Annotated in this window: 18 protein-coding genes; 15 read left to right on the top strand and 3 right to left on the bottom strand. The window is 38.2% G+C overall.

The annotated features are described in order from the left end of the window. Positions 1 to 75 precede the first annotated feature (75 nt). Genes aroA through recD2 form a run of 4 tightly spaced genes read left to right on the top strand, consistent with a single transcriptional unit; the run spans position 76 to position 4,893 of the window. Entirely contained in the window at positions 76 to 1,386 is a 1,311-nt protein-coding gene (aroA, locus tag KJS37_RS00875) for a 3-phosphoshikimate 1-carboxyvinyltransferase (protein WP_213495461.1), read from the top strand. Beyond that, entirely contained in the window at positions 1,377 to 1,862 is a 486-nt protein-coding gene (locus tag KJS37_RS00870) for a shikimate kinase (protein ID WP_213495459.1), read from the top strand. Before aroA ends, KJS37_RS00870 begins: the two co-directional genes overlap by 10 nt. After that, positions 1,859 to 2,455, top strand: coding sequence for a histidine phosphatase family protein (locus tag KJS37_RS00865; protein ID WP_165711388.1), 597 nt, complete (start codon positions 1,859 to 1,861; stop codon positions 2,453 to 2,455). Before KJS37_RS00870 ends, KJS37_RS00865 begins: the two co-directional genes overlap by 4 nt. Further along, positions 2,452 to 4,893, top strand: coding sequence for an SF1B family DNA helicase RecD2 (recD2, locus tag KJS37_RS00860; protein ID WP_213495457.1), 2,442 nt, complete (start codon positions 2,452 to 2,454; stop codon positions 4,891 to 4,893). Before KJS37_RS00865 ends, recD2 begins: the two co-directional genes overlap by 4 nt. 45 nt (positions 4,894 to 4,938) lie before the next feature. On the opposite strand, the gene KJS37_RS00855 is transcribed toward recD2, so the two are convergent. Both KJS37_RS00855 and KJS37_RS00850 read right to left on the bottom strand, forming a co-directional pair. Further along, on the bottom strand, positions 4,939 to 5,148 hold the full coding sequence (locus KJS37_RS00855) for a hypothetical protein (RefSeq protein WP_017368895.1): 210 nt from the start codon (positions 5,146 to 5,148) through the stop codon (positions 4,939 to 4,941). Positions 5,149 to 5,879: 731 nt separating this feature from the next. Next, entirely contained in the window at positions 5,880 to 6,389 is a 510-nt protein-coding gene (locus KJS37_RS00850; protein WP_017368896.1) for an HD domain-containing protein, read from the bottom strand. A gap of 150 nt (positions 6,390 to 6,539) precedes the next feature. Here KJS37_RS00850 and rpsT point away from each other — a divergent pair, with 150 nt between their 5' ends. The 4 genes from rpsT (at position 6,540) to KJS37_RS00830 (ending at position 9,136) form a co-directional block, all read left to right on the top strand. Beyond that, positions 6,540 to 6,773, top strand: coding sequence for a 30S ribosomal protein S20 (rpsT, locus tag KJS37_RS00845; protein WP_004259004.1), 234 nt, complete (start codon positions 6,540 to 6,542; stop codon positions 6,771 to 6,773). Positions 6,774 to 7,012: 239 nt separating this feature from the next. Continuing rightward, positions 7,013 to 7,672: a GyrI-like domain-containing protein gene (locus tag KJS37_RS00840; protein ID WP_213495455.1), complete on the top strand. Its 660-nt coding sequence runs from the start codon at positions 7,013 to 7,015 to the stop codon at positions 7,670 to 7,672. Continuing rightward, entirely contained in the window at positions 7,669 to 8,328 is a 660-nt protein-coding gene (locus KJS37_RS00835) for a uracil-DNA glycosylase (protein ID WP_096368589.1), read from the top strand. The genes KJS37_RS00840 and KJS37_RS00835 overlap by 4 nt, the downstream gene beginning before the upstream one ends. 103 nt (positions 8,329 to 8,431) lie before the next feature. Further along, positions 8,432 to 9,136: a Bax inhibitor-1/YccA family protein gene (locus KJS37_RS00830; RefSeq protein ID WP_096368588.1), complete on the top strand. Its 705-nt coding sequence runs from the start codon at positions 8,432 to 8,434 to the stop codon at positions 9,134 to 9,136. Between the two features lie 49 nt (positions 9,137 to 9,185). Here KJS37_RS00830 and KJS37_RS00825 read toward each other — a convergent pair whose 3' ends face one another. Then, complete coding sequence (locus KJS37_RS00825) at positions 9,186 to 10,010, bottom strand: HAD family hydrolase (protein ID WP_213495453.1); 825 nt, start codon at positions 10,008 to 10,010, stop codon at positions 9,186 to 9,188. A 362-nt stretch (positions 10,011 to 10,372) separates the two neighbouring features. Here KJS37_RS00825 and KJS37_RS00820 point away from each other — a divergent pair, with 362 nt between their 5' ends. From KJS37_RS00820 to alaS, 7 genes are all read left to right on the top strand, one after another. After that, on the top strand, positions 10,373 to 11,794 hold the full coding sequence (locus KJS37_RS00820) for an NCS2 family permease (protein ID WP_213495451.1): 1,422 nt from the start codon (positions 10,373 to 10,375) through the stop codon (positions 11,792 to 11,794). 77 nt (positions 11,795 to 11,871) lie between these two features. Next, positions 11,872 to 12,972 carry a YdcF family protein gene (locus KJS37_RS00815; protein WP_165713191.1) on the top strand — a complete coding sequence of 367 codons (1,101 nt, stop codon included), beginning with the start codon at positions 11,872 to 11,874 and terminating at the stop codon, positions 12,970 to 12,972. A gap of 74 nt (positions 12,973 to 13,046) precedes the next feature. Continuing rightward, positions 13,047 to 14,051 (top strand): competence protein CoiA, encoded by a 1,005-nt coding sequence (locus KJS37_RS00810; RefSeq protein ID WP_165711382.1) that lies wholly within the window; start codon positions 13,047 to 13,049, stop codon positions 14,049 to 14,051. After that, a complete protein-coding gene (gene pepF, locus KJS37_RS00805; protein WP_213495450.1) occupies positions 14,035 to 15,840 on the top strand; it encodes an oligoendopeptidase F in 1,806 nt (601 codons plus the stop codon). Before KJS37_RS00810 ends, pepF begins: the two co-directional genes overlap by 17 nt. Then, positions 15,840 to 16,523, top strand: coding sequence for an O-methyltransferase (locus KJS37_RS00800; RefSeq protein WP_165713194.1), 684 nt, complete (start codon positions 15,840 to 15,842; stop codon positions 16,521 to 16,523). Before pepF ends, KJS37_RS00800 begins: the two co-directional genes overlap by 1 nt. Positions 16,524 to 16,620: 97 nt before the next feature. Next, entirely contained in the window at positions 16,621 to 17,529 is a 909-nt protein-coding gene (locus KJS37_RS00795; RefSeq protein WP_017368906.1) for a peptidyl-prolyl cis-trans isomerase, read from the top strand. Positions 17,530 to 17,777: 248 nt separating this feature from the next. Further along, positions 17,778 to 20,396, top strand: a complete 2,619-nt coding sequence (alaS, locus tag KJS37_RS00790) for an alanine--tRNA ligase (RefSeq protein WP_213495448.1) — start codon at positions 17,778 to 17,780, stop codon at positions 20,394 to 20,396. The last annotated feature ends 62 nt before the right edge of the window (positions 20,397 to 20,458 follow it).

The following is a 20,458-nucleotide window of genomic DNA, read 5'->3' as shown; positions in this document are numbered from 1 at the left end:
AAACAATACAATATTGTACTGCTTGACTTGTGCTATAATAGAAGATAAATCGTAGAGAAGAAAGTTTGAATCACAATGAAACTCGAAACAAAGGCAAAATCACTCACAGGTAAACTTACTGTTCCTGGGGATAAATCAATTTCTCACCGCTCCATAATGTTTGGGGCGATTTCACATGGTCAGACGAAGGTAAACCGTATTTTACGTGCTGAGGATGTTACAGCTACGATACAGGCTTTCCAATCCTTGGGTGTCAAAATTGACGATAAGGATGGGATAATCTATATTCAGGGTCAAGGTTTTGAGGGCTTAAAACCTGCGAATAAGCCCTTAGACATGGGAAATTCAGGGACATCAATGCGTTTAATGTCGGGGATTCTCGCTGGTTTAGAATTTGAAACAAAATTGATTGGTGACGCTTCACTTTCTCGTCGTCCGATGGATCGGGTTGCGGACCCATTAAAATTAATGGGTGCAAAAATATCTGGTCAAGGAGAAGCTTGCTTACCGCCTTTAAAGATACAAGGAGGACATCTTCAGGCTATTAACTATCAGCTGCCTGTAGCCTCTGCACAAGTGAAGTCAGCTTTGATTTTTGCCGCACTCCAAACAAAGAGCAATCAAGTATCAGAAATTGTGGAAAAAGAGTTGACACGAAACCATACCGAAGAAATGCTTCAGCAGTTTGGTGGAAAACTTACAGTATCGGGAAAGCGTATCCGAATAAGAGGGGGACAAAAGTTAGAAGGTCGAGAAGTTACAGTGCCTGGAGATATCTCCTCAGCAGCTTTTTGGATTGTTGCTGCTTTAATCATTCCAGGAAGCAATGTTGAGCTGCAAAATGTCGGTATCAATGTCACACGAACAGGAATACTTGATGTTGTGACAGCTATGGGTGGAAAAGTTGAAATTTATAATCAAACTGCAATAGCTGCTACGCTCAAGATTCGTTATAGTACATTAAAATCAACCCGAATATCGGGGGATTTGATTCCAAGATTGATTGATGAACTGCCGATTATTGCTCTTTTGGCTACACAAGCTGAGGGCGAAACGGTTATTGCAGATGCGGAAGAACTCCGTGTCAAGGAAACGGACCGCATCTCAGTAGTATCGGATATCTTAAAAGCGATGGGAGCTGAAGTTACCCCCACAGCGGATGGGATGAGGATTAGAGGAAAGACAAACCTTCACGCGCCTCATAAGGTCATCGATACGCACGGAGACCATCGTATCGGTATGATGACAGCAATTGCAGCGCTTCTTGTACACGAAGGAGAAGTTGTTTTAGAAGGAAGTCAAGCCATTCAAACAAGTTATCCAACTTTCTTTGATGATCTGAAAGATTTACTTGGAACAAACAAGGAGGAAGGACAATGGCAGTAGTGTTGATTGGGTTTATGGGCGCAGGAAAATCGACGATCGCAAGGGCTCTTGATCAGGAAAATTTTATTGACCTTGATCAAGTCATTGAACAAGAGATTAGAATGCCCATTTTGCAATTTTTTCAGGATTATGGCGAAGCTAAATTTCGACAAATTGAAAGAGAAACACTTGAAGCAGCCGTACTTTCAGGATTTAACGTTGCTACTGGTGGAGGCATTGTTCAACTTGCAGAAAATCGTGATTGTTTGAAAAAGCTGAAAAATGTTGTCTATCTCAAGGCGGATTTTGAAACGCTCTACGAACGTATTCTTTCCGATCAAAAGAATAAGCGCCCATTGGCTCTGAAACCAATGCAAGCCGTAGAGCAATTGTTTATACAGCGCGAAAAATTCTACGAGGAAGTAGCGGATATTATCATTGAAACTAAGGGTAAAAAACCAGAAGAAATAATTAAAGAAATTCAGGAATTAAAATGAAAATCTATTTTGTAAGACATGGTAAAACACAATGGAACCTTGAAAAAAGACTCCAAGGGCAAAAAGGCGACTCGCCTCTTTTGCCGGAATCCTATGAGGCAATAGCTCGGGTAAATGAAAGACTGGGACAAATGGTGCAATTTGATAAAGTCATTTCTAGTCCACAACCGCGAGCAGTGACGACCGCAAAATTGTTAACTGCTTTGCCTGTAAATACAGATATTCGTCTTTCTGAATGGAACTTTGGTCAGTTGGAAGGACAACTGGTTGCAGATGCACTCTTGAAGTACCCAGATGAAATGTTTGCTTCTCGTAATGAATTGCAAAATTTTGATGGGCGCCATTTTGGAGCCGAAACAGTTGCTAATGTTTTAGCACGTTTTGATAGTTTAGCAAGTGACCTCAAAAATCAGGAGGCTGAAAATATTTTATTGGTCGGTCATGGTGCCTCAGGTACAGCTGGGATGCGACACTTAGCTGGCTTTCCGGTACAAGAGCTACGTACAGCTGGGGGCTTATCTAATAATAGTGTGACGGTTTTAGAAACGAATGGCCAAAGTTTTGAGATGACGCACTGGAATAAAGTGTTATGACGGAAAAAATATATTTTACCGGAACAATTGAAGCTATTTTTTTTAGTAATCCCAGTAATTTTTATAAAGTACTTTTACTAGAAGTAGATGATACCAATAGTGATTATGAAGATTACGAAATTGTTGTGACCGGAACAATTGGAGAGTTAATAGAAGGCGATAGCTATACTTTCTATGGCAAGCTCACCACACACCCTAAATATGGGGAACAACTTCAAGTTGAAACTTATGAAAAAGCTGTGCCGACCAGTGCTGCGGGACTAATCAAATACTTTTCTTCTGATAAATTTCCTGGGATTGGTAAAAAGACTGCAGAAAGAATAGTGGCTCTTTTTCCTGACGAAACAGTTGATAGTATCTTAAGTAAGCCAGAAGAATTGGATGACATTCTTCCCTTAGCAAAGAAAAATTCCTTTATTAAAAGACTGCGTGACAACCATGGCGTGGAAAAGATTTTATCGAAGCTTGCAGAATATGGTATTCCCAGCAAGCTTCAATTTCAAATTCATGAGCTTTATAAAGATCAAACTTTAGAGATTATTGCTAAAAACCCTTACCAATTGGTTGAAGATATCAAAGGTATTGGCTTTAAAACAGCGGATCAAATCGCTCAAGAATTGGGTATTGCGGCCGATAGTAGCGACCGTTTTAGAGCAGGATTGATGCATATAGTGAAAACACAACCTTTAGTTACGGGTGATACCTATATTGAAGCGCGTGACCTTTTGCAGCAAACGATTCAACTTTTGGAAGAAGCACGTCAGATAGAAGTTAATCCAGAAATTGTGGCTGAAGAAATCAACCATCTTCTTGAAGATGGTAAAATGCAACAAGAAGAAACCAAAATATTTGAAAATTCTCTTTATTTTGCTGAACAAGGCATCAGTGAATACCTCAAAAAACTTATTGGACGCAGTGCGCAATCTTTTTCAGATGAGAAGATATTGAAAAATATTGAACAAGTGGAAACTAAGCTAGGTATTCAATATGATAAGCTGCAGAAAGAAGCTATTTTTCAGGCCTTAAACAGTCAGTTCTTTATTTTAACTGGTGGACCAGGAACAGGCAAAACTACGATTATCAATGGTTTTATCGAAACTTATGCACAGCTTCACGATATTGATTTAGATCCTGGGCATTATCATGATGATGTCTTTCCCATTCTTCTTGCTGCACCCACAGGCAGAGCAAGTCGCCGTATGAATGAACTCACTGGTTTACCAGCAGCAACACTTCATCGCCATTTAGGCTTAAATACGGATGAAGCGATAGATATGGAAAGCAATGATTTGGCAGGTTCTCTCCTGATTGTAGATGAATTTTCAATGGTAGACACATGGCTGGCAAATAAACTTTTACAAGCTATTCCACCGTCGATGAAGGTCCTCTTTGTAGGGGATGCTGACCAATTGCCATCAGTTGGGCCTGGGCAAGTCTTTGCAGATTTACTTAAGCTTCCCGATGTACCTTCAGTCAGATTAGATAAAATTTTCCGCCAAGGCGCAGAATCAACGATTATTGATCTTGCTCATGAGATTAAGGAAGGACATTTGCCTCAAGACTTTACAAGTCGTCATCCTGATCGTTCCTATTTTGAAGCTGGAACAGGACAAGTTGCTAATCTCGTGACACAAGTGGCAACTGCGTGGAAAAAAAGAGGAAATAATCCTTTCGAGTTACAGATTCTAGCCCCTATGTATAAAGGTGTAGCTGGTATAAACACCTTAAATGGTTTGTTGCAAGAATTGTTCAATCCTCTTGAGCAGCGTCAGGAGTTTAATTATCAGGATATCCATTTTCGAGAGGAGGATAAAGTTCTCCATCTGGTCAATGATGCAGAAAATAATGTTTTTAATGGTGACTTAGGGAAAATTGTTGAACTTATCCCAGCAAAACACACAGAAAGTAAGCAAGATGAAATTGTAATGGATTTTGATGGCCAGGAAGTCTGCTATCCTCGAGCAGAGTGGTATAAAATAACTTTGGCTTACGCAATGTCTATTCATAAATCACAAGGGAGTGAATTCTCAACAGTTGTGGTTCCGATGGTTTCATCTTACTCCAGAATGCTTGAGCGCAACCTTTTGTATACAGCGATTACGCGAGCTAGACAAAGTTTGATTCTTATTGGGGAGCAAAAGGCTTTCGCACAAGCTGTGCAAAAGGAAAGTGCCAACCGGAAAACTTACTTGAAGGAGCGATTCTCTGGTAAATCAGAGTCTATCGAAAAAGTGAAGAATACTTTGGAAGAGTCCAAGAGCAAGGTATCTGGACGAGTCAATCAGCCCCAAGCGAAGGAAATTTCGCTTTTTCCTGAAGAAAATCTCGCATTAACCTCATATGAGAACAATCCTTTTTTAACAACAGATTTAGTTAATTCTGGATCTTTTGACCCGTTGATTGGGTTAACAGAAGAAGATTTTGCGATTTTTAAATAAAAAAAGACGGATTTAAACCCGTCTTTTTTATTTTCACTTTTAGCCTTAGAAAGTTATATCATCAAAATCAGTGAGTTCATTTTGGAGTTTTTGCGTTAATACCGTGTAAGCAACAGCATATTTTTTAGGATAAGCATCACTTACAGATAATTCGTTTGCCTTTTCTAATGCAGAGAATAAACCTTCAGTCATATTGACATTATTTAATATGCATAAGGCCAAATCATGCACGCGTTGTTCTTTTGAAAGACTCATAGTATTAGGCCCCCTTTCCAAAAATTTGAGTAAATAATTACGAACGATAAGCTTACCAATATTATAACATGGGAATAGTTAAGAAAAGATAAAGTTGCTTTGAATTTTAATGTATTGTAAGATTTTGGTTGAAAGATAAATTTTTTATTATGTAGATGAATATTTTAAGATTTTAAACATCGCTATTATGAGAGGCAAACTACAAATTATTTTGCTATAATGAAGTTCTTCAAAGATGAGACACTTGCTAGACAAGAGCAGGTGTCTTTTTTAATATTTTAAACTTTATATTTCATGAGGAAATAACAGCATGACTTGATGATATAATAAATAAGGCAAAATAACACAATACATAGCACAAATTTTTTAATACTTTGAATTAGACCACACCTTGCCAGTGTGGTTTTTATCTTTAACCAATCAGGAAATTAATGCATATCAGTGTTATTGTCGCTTCCTATTTAGTTCGTAGAATTTTTGGAATTCTAAACTTGAAGTATAATTAGTTCCTTCATTTAGTTTACCGTGATAAAATAAAGCTATAAATCGTATCCAGTTCGGTTTATAGTTTTCACATATTTGCCAATGCATGGCCAAAAAGCTCTTCTTCCCAGAGAGCTTTTTTGTGTGGGAAGTAAAAAGTGCTAAACCCTATAAAAAGTCTGAAAAATAAAAAGAAGCATATAACCACTGGTTATATGCTTCTCATGAACTATTGTTATGTTAATAGTTCAAATTGGAAGGTGACGTTTAAAGTATTTGCGCGTTTTCCATTTGAAACGTGCAGTTTCTACGCCCTCAGTCATTGCGACATAATCGTCTGCTAAGGTAACAACCCAACTTTCTTTATAGCGTGGTGGCGCAATTGTGGCACCCCACATATGTTTGACAATACAATCATATTCAAGATCTGAAAGAGTAGTAATTTTTGCCGCATTACGTGCAGCAATGCGAGGATGAACATAGGCGTGACTTTTGTTGAATTTAGTGTCGCGCCAATCGTAGTAGAAAAGGTCATGTAAAAGACCCGCACGGGCTGCAGATTTTGCATTCCAGCCCATCTTTTTACAAACTAAATAGCTCACATAACTTACTTTAATCGAATGAATCAAACGTGTCGAAGTATAGTGATGTGTGATTTCATCAAGTTGTTTCAGTTCCGGCATTTCAAGAAAGTGACCAACATAACTCATAAACTCGGCATCTGTCAACCATGGATTTTCATCTAATTTCATATTCATATTATAGCACCATTCTATAAAATGTAAATAGCAATATGCAAATTGACACAAGAAAAAAGAAAAATATTTCAATTTTCTTTTGACAAACAGTTGCTAAAAAGCTAAAAATCCTGTATAATTTATAGGTATTACAAAAATTTGGAGGAAATAATGGCTAATATCAAATCTGCAATCAAACGCGCTGAATTGAACGTTGTTGCTAACGAACGCAACTCACAACAAAAATCTGCAATGCGTACTGCAATCAAAAAATTTGAAACTGCACCAAGCGAAGACACATTCAAAGCTGCAAGCTCTGCAATCGACAAAGCTGCATCAAAAGGTCTTATCCACGCTAACAAAGCTTCACGTGACAAATCACGTTTGGCAGCTAAATTGGGCTAATTCTTAATTGCAAAAAAATATTCCTGTCTGCTGATAGGATTTTTTTTTACTCTAAAAACATAAAAGAAGTTTGGATAAAGCCTATGTTAGAACTTAAACAAGTAAGATAAATGTTATAATAATATTATTAACAACCTTGTATTTATACGTAGCGTGACAGGGATTCGGCAGCGACTAAGAAAGGAGAGGAAAGTAGAAGAGTTAGAAATGATTTTCCTGCTTATTTCCGATACCAAATAATGACAGATTCTATAAAAGTAGATTTTAAAAAGACTGAAAAAGAGTTTTATTTTCCTAAAAAAATTGAAGTAATTACTGTACCTGAGATGACTTATCTGACTGTCTCTGGGCACGGTGCACCAGCAGATGCAGTTTTCCAAGAGGCGATAGCATCACTTTACCCTATAGCATATGCTATTTCGATGTCCTACAAAAGAGAAAACATAGTCATTCCTCATTTTTACCGTTTTGTTGTGCCCCCCTTGGAGGGTTTGTGGACAAGTAAGACAGTTCCAGAAGCCAATGAACCACTGCGTAAAGAAGAACTGATTTGGAAAATAATGATTCGGATGCCAGAATTTGTAACCGAGGAGGTTGTTGAGTGGGCGAAAAAAGAGACAGCATTAAAGAAAAAACAAGATTTTTCTCAAGTGAAACATGAAAAGATTAAAGACGGTCTTTGTATTCAAACCATGCACAAGGGGAGTTTTGACGATGAAGCTGAAACTTTTTCCTTGATGGCGAAATTTGCTGCAGAAGAGGGTTATGAACTTATCTACAAAGATTTCCATCATCGCGAGATTTATCTTAGCGACTTTCGTAAAACCTCCCCAGAAAAGTTAAAAACCGTATTGCGCCAATATGTACAAATTAAAACGAAAGAGAAGGAAGAACAATGAAAAAAACGGATTGGAGTGCACCTTTAAGGGAAAGATTACCTCAGGAATACTTTTCAGAACTTGTTGATTTTATCAATGACGTTTATTCTCAAGGCAATGTTTATCCACCTGAGGATAAAATATTTCGAGCGATTGAATTGACCGCCTTAGCTGATGTCAAAGTTATACTGGTGGGGCAGGACCCCTATCCACAGCCGGGCAAAGCTCAGGGACTTAGTTTTTCCTACCCAGCTTCCTTCGTGGTAAATCGACCAGACTCTATTGTCAATATTCAGAAAGAACTTAAAAGCGAGGGTTTTGATAAGGAGGATTCAGATTTAACACATTGGGCTGAGCAAGGGGTCTTATTGCTCAATGCTGTGCTTACTGTCCCCGAAATGAAGTCCAACGCCCATAAGGGGAAAATATGGGAACCCTTGACTGATGAGATAATAAAAATTGCTTCGGATGATGACCGCCCAAAAGTCTTTCTCTTGTGGGGTGGTGATGCACGGAAGAAAGCTAAGCTGATTGATTCTTCTAAGCATTTGGTACTTGAGTCCGCACACCCCTCACCTCTTTCTGCCTCGCGGGGGTTCTTTGGCTCACAGCCCTTTTCGAAAGCTAATAGCTTTTTGGAAAAGACAGGACAAAAAGGGATAGATTGGTCAAAATAAGAAAATTATGAAGAAAGAACCTCAAACTAGGACTCAAGTCTGATGACAGCTTTGTAATTTTTTGGTAAAATAGTCTTAAAGGTATATTAGAAAAGGAGATACTATGGAAAATCCATTTATAAATAATAATAGAAGTCAAGTATCGCTGAACCAATTTTTTGCTCGCATTTATGGGATTGTCGGGATTGGGGTTGCTGTTTCAGCACTCACATCTTTTTTAACAATAAATTTCTTCTGGGAAGCAACTCAGAATTTTGTTAATCGTGCAGGTTTTGCAATGATTATCCTCTTATTCTTGCCACTGCTTCTCGTCTTCCCTATGCAAAACGCAGCTATGAAAAATAAACCCACAGCATTGCCAATGTTTGTCGGTTTCTCAGTTTTAATGGGCTTCATTATGAGTTTTACAATTGCAGCCTATACGGCTTCTGATGTCACTTTGGCTTTTGTCTCAACTGCTGGAATGTTCTTTGGGCTTTCAGTTTACGGACGTACAACCAAACGTGATTTGACAGGTATGGGACGTGCCATGATGGGAATGCTGATTGGCTTAATCATTGCAGGTATCATTAATATCTTCTTAAGAAGTCCAATGGTTGTCTTCGTTTCATCAATCATTAGTGTTTTAGTTTTCAGTGGGCTGATTGCTTGGGATAATCAAAAAATTGAACAAGTTTACCGTCAAAATAACGGAAATGTAAATAATGGCTGGGCGATTAGCATGGCGCTATCTCTCTATCTTGATTTTGTCAACCTTTTCCTCTCACTCTTAAGAATCTTCGGATTTATGGGAAGTAGTCGTGATTAATAAAAAAACTTCATCATTTGATGAAGTTTTTTGTTTTTGGATTAAGTGACTACTTTAAAAAGAGCTCTTCCAATTTACGGGCAACTCCGTCTTCATCATTTGTCCAAGGAAGGATTTTACTCGCATGAGGTGTGAGACGAGTGGAGGCATTTTTCATAGCATAGGCTTCTTCAGCATATTTAAACATTTCGATGTCGTTATGCTCATCACCAAATGCTATGAGGTTTTCTTTTGGAATTTCGAGAACACGGAGAAGATGCTTGAGTCCAGAAGCTTTGCTGACACCTTTGGGGACAATTTCTAAAACACCATTGGGGCCACCCCAGCCACTCACGCTAACTTTCCCGTTATAATGATCCTGAATTTGCTTGGCGAGTCGGAATTTGTCTTTTACTCGTGTGGAAAGAAGGACTGCATGAGGATTGTCATCTAGCCGATCCGCCCGCAAACGATTGTAGGGATGAAACTGTTCAACACCAAAGAGTTTAGGCTCAACGTTTCGGAAGTTATTGAGGAAAAATTTTCGACGATATTCAACCGCAAAAAACTCTAAATCGAAATTTTGCTGATGACGTAAAAAGTCAAAAACAAATGAACGATCAATGTAGTGACCTTTTGTATACTCCCAATTACGATTATCTGGCTTGGAAATCAAAGCACCATTGAAGTTGATCATCGGACTTTTAAGTTCGAGTTCGCGATAAATATCCACAGCCATACGGAAAGGACGGCCCGTGGAGATGCAGATGATATGGCCCTGCTCTTCAATACGTTTAAAAATATATTTTGTATAGCGACTGATTGTACGCCCGTCGCTATGAAGCGTTGTGCCGTCAAGATCAATGGCGATCAATTTTCTATCTTGGTTTTCCATACTTAATCCTTTAAAATATTTCTTATTTTTTATTATACCAGAAAAGCAGTAAAGCTGCTTTTGGTCTAGGTTATTTTTAAGAAATGACGAGTGTGTGCTCGTTGTGAAGTCATCCATCAGATGTTATCGAAAATAAATGTTCTCTATAAAATAATGAATATTAAAATGGACGAACTTTTATAAATATTTGCAAGGTTTAAGTTCGGTATTTACGAACATATAGGGACTTGTTTTTTCAAATGACTCGAAATTCCTTGTTTCAAACTTAAAATTTATTTATACTGAACATGTATCATTTTATGACGTGTGTCACGAAAAAACGAATGTGACATGCAACTTTTTATTAAAAGGAGAATTTATTCGTGAACAAGTTCTTTAAACTTGAAGAAAACGGCACTACTGTGGGCCGTGAAATTATGGCAGGTATTACTACCTTCTTTGCTATGAGCTACATCTTGTTTGTCAATCCTGATGTTTTAGGATCAACAGGGATGCCCGTTCAGGCAGTTTTCTTAGCTACTATCTTGGCTTCGATTGTTGGTTCAGTAGCTATTGGTTTAATCGCCAATGTTCCTTATGCCCTTGCACCAGGTATGGGAATTAACGCCTTCTTTGCTTATACTGTTGTTCTTTCATTAGGCTACACTTGGCAAGAAGCTTTAGCAATGGTTTTCATCTGTGGTATTGTCAATATTATTATTACATTCACTTCAATTCGTAAAGCAATCGTTTTAGGAATCCCTGAGAGCTTACAACATGCTATTGGTGGTGGTATTGGTATTTTCATCGCTTATATTGGTATTAAAAATGCTGGTATTCTTGAATTTATTGCATCACCAGGTACTTATACAGATAATCACGGCACAATTACTGCAGACTCAACAATTGTTCCTGGTTTAGTTAAATTTGATGATCCTGGTGTTCTTGTTGCTTTAGTAGGTATTTTAGTAACAATGTTCTTTGTTCTCCGTAAATGGAAAGCAGGGATTCTCTTGTCAATCGCAGTAACGACTGTACTTGCACTTTTAACAGGTGTTACAAAAGTTGATATGTCTACACTTTTTGCAGACAACAATCTCGGGACAGCAATCAACGAGATGGGAACAACTTTTGGTGCTGCTTTTGGTCCTAAAGGTTTTGGTAGCTTGTTTTCTGATTCATCTCGAATTATTGAAGTTTTGATGACAATTTTAGCCTTCTCGTTAACCTCAATCTTTGATCCGATTGGTACGTTCATTGGTACAGGTCGTAGCACAGGTATCTTTACAGATCAAGATTATGTGGATATGGCGAACAGTAAAGGTTTTTCATCTAAAATGGATAAAGCACTCTTTGCTGACATGATTGCTACACCAATAGGTGCCATCTTCGGGACTTCAAATACAACTGTTTATGTAGAATCAGCAGCTGGTATTGGAGCAGGTGGACGTACAGGATTGACTTCAATTGTTGTTGCTGTGATGTTTGCGATCTCAAGTCTTTTCTTACCATTACTTGCCATTGTTCCAACGCAAGCAACGGCCCCAATTTTGATTATTGTGGGTATGATGATGTTGTCATCATTCAAGGAAATCAACTGGTCTGAATTAAGTGAAGCTATTCCAGCCTTCTTTGCTTCAGTATTTATGGGACTTGGTTACTCTATCTCATATGGTATCGCTGCTGGCTTTATCACTTATATCTTCTCAAAACTCTTTACAGGTAAGATTAAAGAAGTAAAACCAATTATTTGGGTTGTGGCAATCGCATTTGCATTAAACTTTGCCGTACTTGCTATTCTCTAAAAAACACCACTATAATTTGTACACTATCATGAGAGAAATCCGCTTTTATCAGCGGATTTTTATGTTAAAATAAAGACATGGAGACACCACTTATTATTGCATTTTCGGTGATTAGCTTTTTAGCCTTAATCCCGACCGTCATTTTTTACACCAAGTCGCATCGTTTGAAGGATATGAGAACTTTACGCTTAGGGCGACTTACTATTGGTTTTTTAGCCAGCCTTTTTGTACTGTTTAACGGTATTATGGGGATTCTTTTTTCGGCTAATTATAATTCGCATTCAAACATCATTCTGGCCATACTTATTATTGAAGCTGCTCTCTTTTTAATCCCTGCTTTTATGATCAGTTTTGTCGTTCCTGTGGGGATTGTTGTTTTAACGATTAAAATGTGGCGCCGTGAATCACACAGCTTAGCGAATTTAATTTTGCCGGCTATTATGTTTGTCTTTTTTCTGGTTGACTGGCTTTATATTCGAGTTTCGAGTTTGTCCGAAGGCTGGCTTTGGTTACAGCTCTTAAGCTATGTTTATCCTGTGTTGGCCTTTTATCTCGTCTGGCAATTTATCGTTTTCTTTTTTGCCAGCTGGACATATGGACGTCGCTTCCGTAAAAAGTCTTCAAAATATCACGTGGTTCTAGGCTCTGGACTGATTAATGGCCAGTTCGTTAGCCCCCTTTTAGCTAACCGTATCCGTGCAGGAATAAAGGCTGCAAATGATAAAACTATAATGGTTTTCTCTGGGGGACAAGGTAGTGATGAACAACTTGCGGAAGCACTAGCGATGCAAAAATACGCTGTCGAAGAACTGGGCTTTCCCAAAGAACGAACTTTGGTTGAAGATCAATCAAAAACAACTTTTGAAAATTTAAAATTTTCATCTCAGTTGATTGAAAAAATTGAACAGAAAGCCGATGAAGAATTTCTCTTTTTCTCTTCGGACTATCACGTTTTCCGAGCGGCTCTCTTTGCTGCTCAACAAGGACTAAATGCACAAGGGGGTATTGGTGGGAAAACACCGCTGTATTTCCGTCTTCCAGCATTCATCCGTGAATTTATCGCTGTGATGAATAGCCAACGACGTAAACATATTTTTTGGGTAGGCTTGATTACAGGTATTTTCATAGCATTTGCTCTCTTCATCCTTTTTATGGATCACTTTGTACTTAATCGTTAAGGTATAAAGACTCGGATTTTCCGAGTTTTTTGTTTGCCTTGTGATTTTTAGAGTTGCTCTTCGTACTATTTTATATGTTGAATGCATTGGATAAAGACGGAAATACAATTAATCTCTTTGATAATAAACCCATTAATCCCCCTTTTTATTGCCCAGCTTGCAAGTCGTCCCTGCGTTTAAAAAGAGGAAAGATAAAAATACCTCACTTTGCGCACATATCTTTACAAAATTGTGATTCTTGGAGTGAAAGCGAATCTGCACAACATCTGGGTTTAAAACTTAGCTTATACCAATGGCTTAAGGAAAAAGAGAAAGTAGAGCTAGAAAAATATGTGCCAGAGATTAAGCAAACGGCTGATTTGTTAGTGAATGATAAACTTGCCATCGAAATACAGTGTTCGCCACTCTCTTTACAACGTTTAGAAGAGAGAACGGTAAGCTACAAAGAAAAGGGATATTATGTACTTTGGCTTCAAGGAAGGGATTTGTGGCTCAAGAAGACCTTATCATCGCTACAGAAAAATTTGCTCTATTATTCAGTTGAGCGAGGTTTTTACTTTTGGGAGTTAGATTGGGACAGAAAGAAGCTACGTTTGAAATCATTGATTCATCAGGATTTAAAAGGTCGACTGATATGTCTTACGGAAGAGTTTGATTTTTTCCAAGAGAGTCTCTTAGAACTCTTACGTCAGCCTTTTCTCAAAGGAGAAAATCTTAGTATAGATGTACCAGAGCAAGAAGAGTTACAGTTTTTTATTCAAAAACAACTGTATTATCAAGTGCCAAAATGGATTAAAGTGCAAGAAAAATATTATGAACAGGGTAAAAATTTGTTAGATCTCAACTGGAAGAAATGTTACTGGGCACCTCCAGGACTAAACTTATTGACCTTTGACTTTATAAACGAAAGAAGAGAAAGTTTTTTTCAAGTGGATACTTCCTTAGAAAAATATTATCAAGGCTTCTACGAAAGTTTTCAGTCACAAGAACATGAAAGACTGCATACACCAAGCTACTATGCTATAATTAAAGATAAAAATAAAGTGAAAAACGGAGAATGGCATGGCAAAAAAACGTGATGAAATAGCTGAAAACTTAACTTGGGATTTGTCAACCGTATTTGAAAATGATGTCGCCTGGGAACTTGAACTTAAAAGTGTCTCGGAAAAGTTAGAGACGGTAAACCGCTACGAAGGACATCTTTTAGAGAGTGCTCAAAGCTTATTAGAAATCACGGAAGTTGAGCTAGAGATTTCGCGCGCTGTGGAAAAAGTTTATGTTTATGCTTCAATGAAGCATGATCAAGATACACAAGTGAGTCGTTACCAAGAATATGAAGCTAGGGCTACAAATTTATATGCTAAGTTTGGTGAAATGTTTGCCTTTTATGAGCCGGAATTTTTAGCTTTAACGCCAGAACGTTATGAGAGTTTTAGAAGAGAAGAGCCTAAGTTGGAACAGTATTCTCATATGTTTGAACGTCTTTTTGCTAAAAAAGAGCATATCTTAAGTCCAAAAGAGGAAAAACTGTTAGCCAGTGCCAGTGAGATTTTTGGTGCAGCTGCCGAAACTTTCGAAATTTTTGACAATGCTGATATTGAGCTTCCGATGATTAAAGATGAAAAAGGGCAGGAAGTACAGCTGACACATGGTAATTATATCTCGCTCATGGAAAGTAAGGACCGTCATGTGCGAAAGGCAGCTTATCAAGCCCTTTATAGCAACTATGAACAGTATCAGCACACTTATGCTAAAACGCTACAAACAAATGTAAAAGTCCATAATTTTAAGGCGAAGACACGTGGGTATGATTCAGCCCGTCAAGCAGCTTTATCAAGTAATTTTATTCCGGAAGAAGTTTACGATAGGCTTTTGGAGTCGGTTAATAAATATTTGCCTCTTTTACATCGCTATATCAAATTACGCGAGCAAATTTTAGGTTTAGATGATGATTTGAAGATGTATGATGTCTACACCCCCTTATCTGACTTGGATTATAAGTTTAACTATCCAGAAGCAGTAGAGAAAGCAGAAGAAGTTCTTCAAGTTTTCGGCCCTGAGTATGCAGCACATGTTAAAAAAGCTTTTGATGAGCGTTGGATTGATGTAGCAGAAAATATTGGCAAACGTTCTGGCGCATACTCGGGAGGATGCTATGATACAAATGCCTTTATGCTCTTAAACTGGCAAGAAACTTTGGATGATTTGTTTACCTTAGTTCATGAAATGGGACACAGTATGCATTCTACATTTACACGAGAAAATCAACCTTATGTTTATGGGGATTATCCAATCTTTCTTGCAGAAATTGCCTCAACAACCAATGAAAATATCTTGACGGAAAGTTTACTTGCGGAGACGACAGATGAAAAAGAGCGTTTTGCCATTTTAAATCACTGGCTTGATGGCTTCCGGGGAACCGTTTTTCGTCAAAGCCAATTTGCTGAATTTGAACATGAAATTCATAAAGCTGATCAAGAAGGAAAGGTCCTGACCAGTGAATTCATGAACCAGCTCTACGCAGGTCTTAATGAGAAGTATTATGGTTTGCCTGCTCTAGAAAATCCTGAAATTCAGTACGAGTGGGCACGCATTCCGCATTTTTATTATAATTATTATGTTTTCCAATATGCAACAGGCTTTGCGGCAGCAACTTATCTTGCAGAGGCTATCGTAAATGGTGGATCAGAAGCGCGTGAAAAATACCTCACTTATCTCAAAGCTGGATCAAGTGATTATCCGCTGGCTGTGATTGCTCAAGCAGGTGTAGATATGGAAGAAATAACGTACTTAGAATCGGCTTTTGCTGTTTTTGAAAAACGTTTAATTGAGCTGGAAAATTTAGTCGAAAAAGGAGTCCATTTATAATGGTTTTAACATATAAGAGAACAAGTAATCCAATGATGAATCGTCCAGTAGTCAAAGAAGAAATTGTTGACTTTATGCGCGAACGTCAAACACAAATTACTGGTCCGCTAAAGAATGTTGAGACGTTTGCTCATGAAAATAATATCCCAATTATTCCTCATGAGACGGTAGTATATTTCCAAATGCTTTTGGACCTGATGAAACCGCAAAGAATTTTAGAAATAGGGACTGCAATTGGTTTTTCTGCTCTCATGATGGCAGAAGCTGCACCAGGTGCGGAGATTATTACTATTGATCGTAACCCAGAGATGATTGCCTTGGCTAAAGACAATCTGGCTACCTATGATGTAAGAAAACAAATCACTCTCTTAGAAGGAGATGCTGCAGATCTTTTGGCGGATCTTCAAGGGGAATTCGATTTTATCTTTATGGATTCGGCAAAATCAAAATATGTAGAATTTCTTCCCCGGGCAATGGAGCTGCTTTCGGAAAATGGTGTGATTATCATGGATGACATTTTCCAAGGCGGAGAAATTCTCATTCCGATTATGGAAATTAAACGAACGCAGCGTGCACTTGAACGTGGTCTGCGTCGTCTATTCGACGAAGTTTTAGATAATCCTAAATATCGTGCCAGTATGGTACCTTTAGGAGATGGCATATTAATGATTAAGAAAGTTTGATATTATAAATCAGTTTAGGTTTATTTAATCTTTTGTGTTATAATATTGTTACAAGAAACAAATGTATCAAGGGATTACACCCAACAAGGAGAAAACTTTGAAATTTAAAAAATTGAACATCTTAGTCGCAACAGCAGTTGCAGCTTTAGGGCTTGTCACACTTTCCGCTTGTGGAAATAATAACTCAACTGGGGCTAATATCATCACTATGAAGGGTGACACAATCAATGTGAGCGACTTCTATAACGAAGCTAAATCTTTTCCAAATATGCCTGCTACATCTCTTTTGCAAAATTTGACAATGTCAAAAATGTTTGAAAAAGACTTTGGTGATAAGGTTACAGATAAAGATGTTCAAGCAAAGTTTGATGAAACAAAAAAACAAATGGGTGAACAATTTGCATCGGCATTGCAACAACAGGGTTTTACTGAAGCAAGCTATAAGACTTATCTGCGTGGTGGTCTCTTGCAAAATTATGCTATTGAGAAAAAAATCTCAGATACACAATTTACAGATGCTAACTTAAAAGCAGCTTGGGCAGACTTCCATCCCGAAGTTGAAGCAATTGTTGTTCCAGAAACAACTAAAGATGCCGCGACAAAAGCGGTAAAATCTGCTAAAGCTGATGCAGCTAAATTCGAGAAAGATAATGCAAGCAACAAGCAAAAATTTGATTCAACAAGTACTACTATTCCAAAAGAAGTACAAACTGCAGCCTTTAAGTTAAAAAATGGTGAAGTTTCTGATGTTATTGAATCTGCAGATGCCTCAACAGGAGCAACAAGTTACTATGTTGTGAAAATGATTAAAACTTCAGATAAAGGTTCAGATATGAACAAATACAAAGATAAACTTAAAGATGTAATCAAAGCCGAAAAATTGGCAGATACGACTTATGTTGCTGGAGTAATTGGTGAATACCTAAAAGCACATAATGTCACTGTAAAAGAAGAAGCATTTTCTTCAGTCTTCTCGCAATTTACATCAAGTTCATCATCTAAATAAATGAAAAAAATGACTTTACAGAGAGTCGACGTGGGGTGAAAGTCGATAAGTCAACGTGCTGAAGACCTTAAGGTTTTCTAACAGCAGGGAATCTGCTTTATCAAGCAAAAGAGAGACGATGAATTCATCGTGAATGAGGGTGGTACCGCGTGAGTGACGCCCCTCGTTTACGATGATTTTTTTGTTTTTATATTGTGTGATTATTCACAAAAAAAGTAAATGAAAATTATTTTATTAGGAGAATAGCTATGAAAAAAATGACTTCAACAGAAGTACGTCAAATGTTCCTTGATTTCTTTAAATCAAAAGGACACTCTATTGAACCTTCACAATCTTTAGTACCAGTGAACGACCCAACTTTACTCTGGATCAACTCTGGTGTTGCGACATTGAAACAATATTTTGACGGTTCAGTTGTGCCTGAAAATCCACGTATTACAAATGCCCAAAAATCAATCCGTACAAACGATATCGAAAATGTTGGTAAAACAGCGCGTCACCATACAATGTTTGAAATGCTTGGAAATTTCTCAATTGGTGATTATTTCCGTGAAGAAGCGCTCGCTTATGCTTGGGAGATGCTTACAAGTAGTGAATATTTTGATTTTCCAGCAGAAAAACTTTATATTACTTACTACCCTGATGATAAAGATACATTTAACCGTTGGGTGGAGCTCGGTGTTGATGCAAGTCATTTAGTACCGATCGAAGACAACTTCTGGGAAATTGGTGCAGGGCCTTCAGGACCGGATACAGAAATTTTCTTCGATCGTGGTGAAGCTTACGATCCTGAAAATATTGGGTTGAAACTCTTGGCTGAAGATATCGAGAACGACCGTTACATCGAAATATACAATATCGTTCTGTCGCAATTTAATGCTGATCCAGCTGTTCCACGTAGCGAATACAAAGAGTTGCCACAGAAAAATATTGATACGGGAATGGGGCTTGAACGTATGGTTTGTATTATCCAAGGTGGTAAAACAAACTTTGATACCGACCTTTTCCTCCCTATCATTCGTGAAATTGAACGTATTTCTGGTAAAACTTACGATCCAGATGGCAATAACATGAGCTTTAAAGTGATTGCGGACCACATTCGTGCATTGAGCTTTGCTATCGGTGACGGTGCTTTGCCAGGAAATGAAGGACGCGGCTATGTTCTCCGCCGTCTTCTTCGTCGCGCAGTAATGCACGGTAAAAAATTAGGTATTGAAGGTAAATTCTTGGCTCAATTTGTTCCCGTTGTAGGTAAAATTATGGAGTCATACTACCCAGAAGTCCTTGAAAAGCAAGACTTTATCATGCAAATTATCGATCGTGAAGAAGAAGCTTTTGGCCGTACAATTGATGGTGGTAGCAAACTCTTGGATGAACTGCTTGGTAAACTCAAAGAAGAAGGCAAGACAATGCTTGAAGGTCAAGATATCTTCCGTCTTTATGATACTTATGGTTTCCCAGTAGAGTTAACTGAGGAATTAGCTGAAGATGCAGGCTTCAAGATTGACCATGAAGGTTTCAAAGCAGCGATGAAAGAACAACAAGATCGTGCACGTGCTGCTGTCGTTAAAGGTGGCTCAATGGGCGCACAAAATGAGACACTCCAATCCATCAAAGAAGAATCTGAATTCCTCTACGATGTTGAAAAATACGATGGCAAACTTCTTGTGGCCGTTAAAGATGATGAAAAAGTGGATACCGTAAGCGGTGAAGCGCAACTTATTTTCGATAAAACACCATTCTACGCAGAAATGGGTGGACAAGTTTCTGACCACGGTGTGATCAAAAATGCTGCAGGCAAAGTTGTTGCAGAAGTTAAGGATGTCCAACATGCACCAAATGGTCAAAACCTTCATATGGTTGACATTCTCTCTACTCTTGTAGTTGGTGAAACTTACACACTTGAAATTGATGCGGAACGCCGTCATGGTATCGTTAAAAACCACACAGCGACTCACTTGCTCCATGCCGCATTGCACAACATTGTAGGTGAGCATGCACTTCAAGCAGGATCACTTAATGAGGTAGAATTCCTTCGCTTTGACTTTACACACTTTGCTCCTGTAAGCAAGGAAGAGCTGGCTGATATTGAACGTCAAGTTAACGAAGTAATTTGGCAATCATTGGCTGTTGAAACGGTAGAAACTGATATTGATACAGCTAAAGAAATGGGTGCAATGGCTCTCTTTGGCGAAAAATATGGTAAAAATGTACGTGTCGTTAAAATTGGTGATTACTCTGTCGAACTTTGTGGCGGAACGCACACAGCGACAACAAGTGAAATTGGTCTCTTCAAGATTATCAAAGAAGAAGGTATCGGATCAGGCGTTCGCCGTATTGTTGCCGTAACAGGTCAAAAAGCCTATGAAGCATTTAAAGATGCTGAAAATACGCTCAATGAAGTCGCTGCAGTTGTAAAAGCACCTCAAGCTGCTCAAGTTGTGACGAAAGTGACAGCAATGCAAGAAGAACTAAAAGCTGCTCAAAAAGAAAATGACGCACTAGCAGGTAAATTAGCTGCAAGTCAATCTGATGAAGTCTTTAAAAATGTTCTCAAAGCAGCAGGTACAAGTTATATTGCCAGTGAAGTTGCAGTACCTGATGTAAATGGTCTACGTAATCTTGCAGATATCTGGAAACAAAAAGAGTTGTCAGATGTCCTTGTCCTTGTTGCTAAGATTGGTGAAAAAGTGAGTCTTCTTGTAGCAAGTAAAACAGCTGATGTTAAAGCTGGAAACTTGATTAAAGAGCTCGCACCATATATTGATGGCCGAGGTGGTGGTAAACCAGATATGGCTATGGCTGGTGGATCTAAAGCTGCTGGAATCCCAGAGCTTATCGAAAATGTTGGCTCAAAACTTTCTTAAGAATTTATCTTAAATAAAAAGTCTTTGGATGGATTGGTGATTTTCTGTCTAAAGATTTTTTT

This window comes from Lactococcus formosensis (assembly GCF_018403745.1).
Lineage (GTDB): Bacteria > Bacillota > Bacilli > Lactobacillales > Streptococcaceae > Lactococcus > Lactococcus formosensis.
This window is presented reverse-complemented; position numbering and strand designations above follow the sequence as displayed.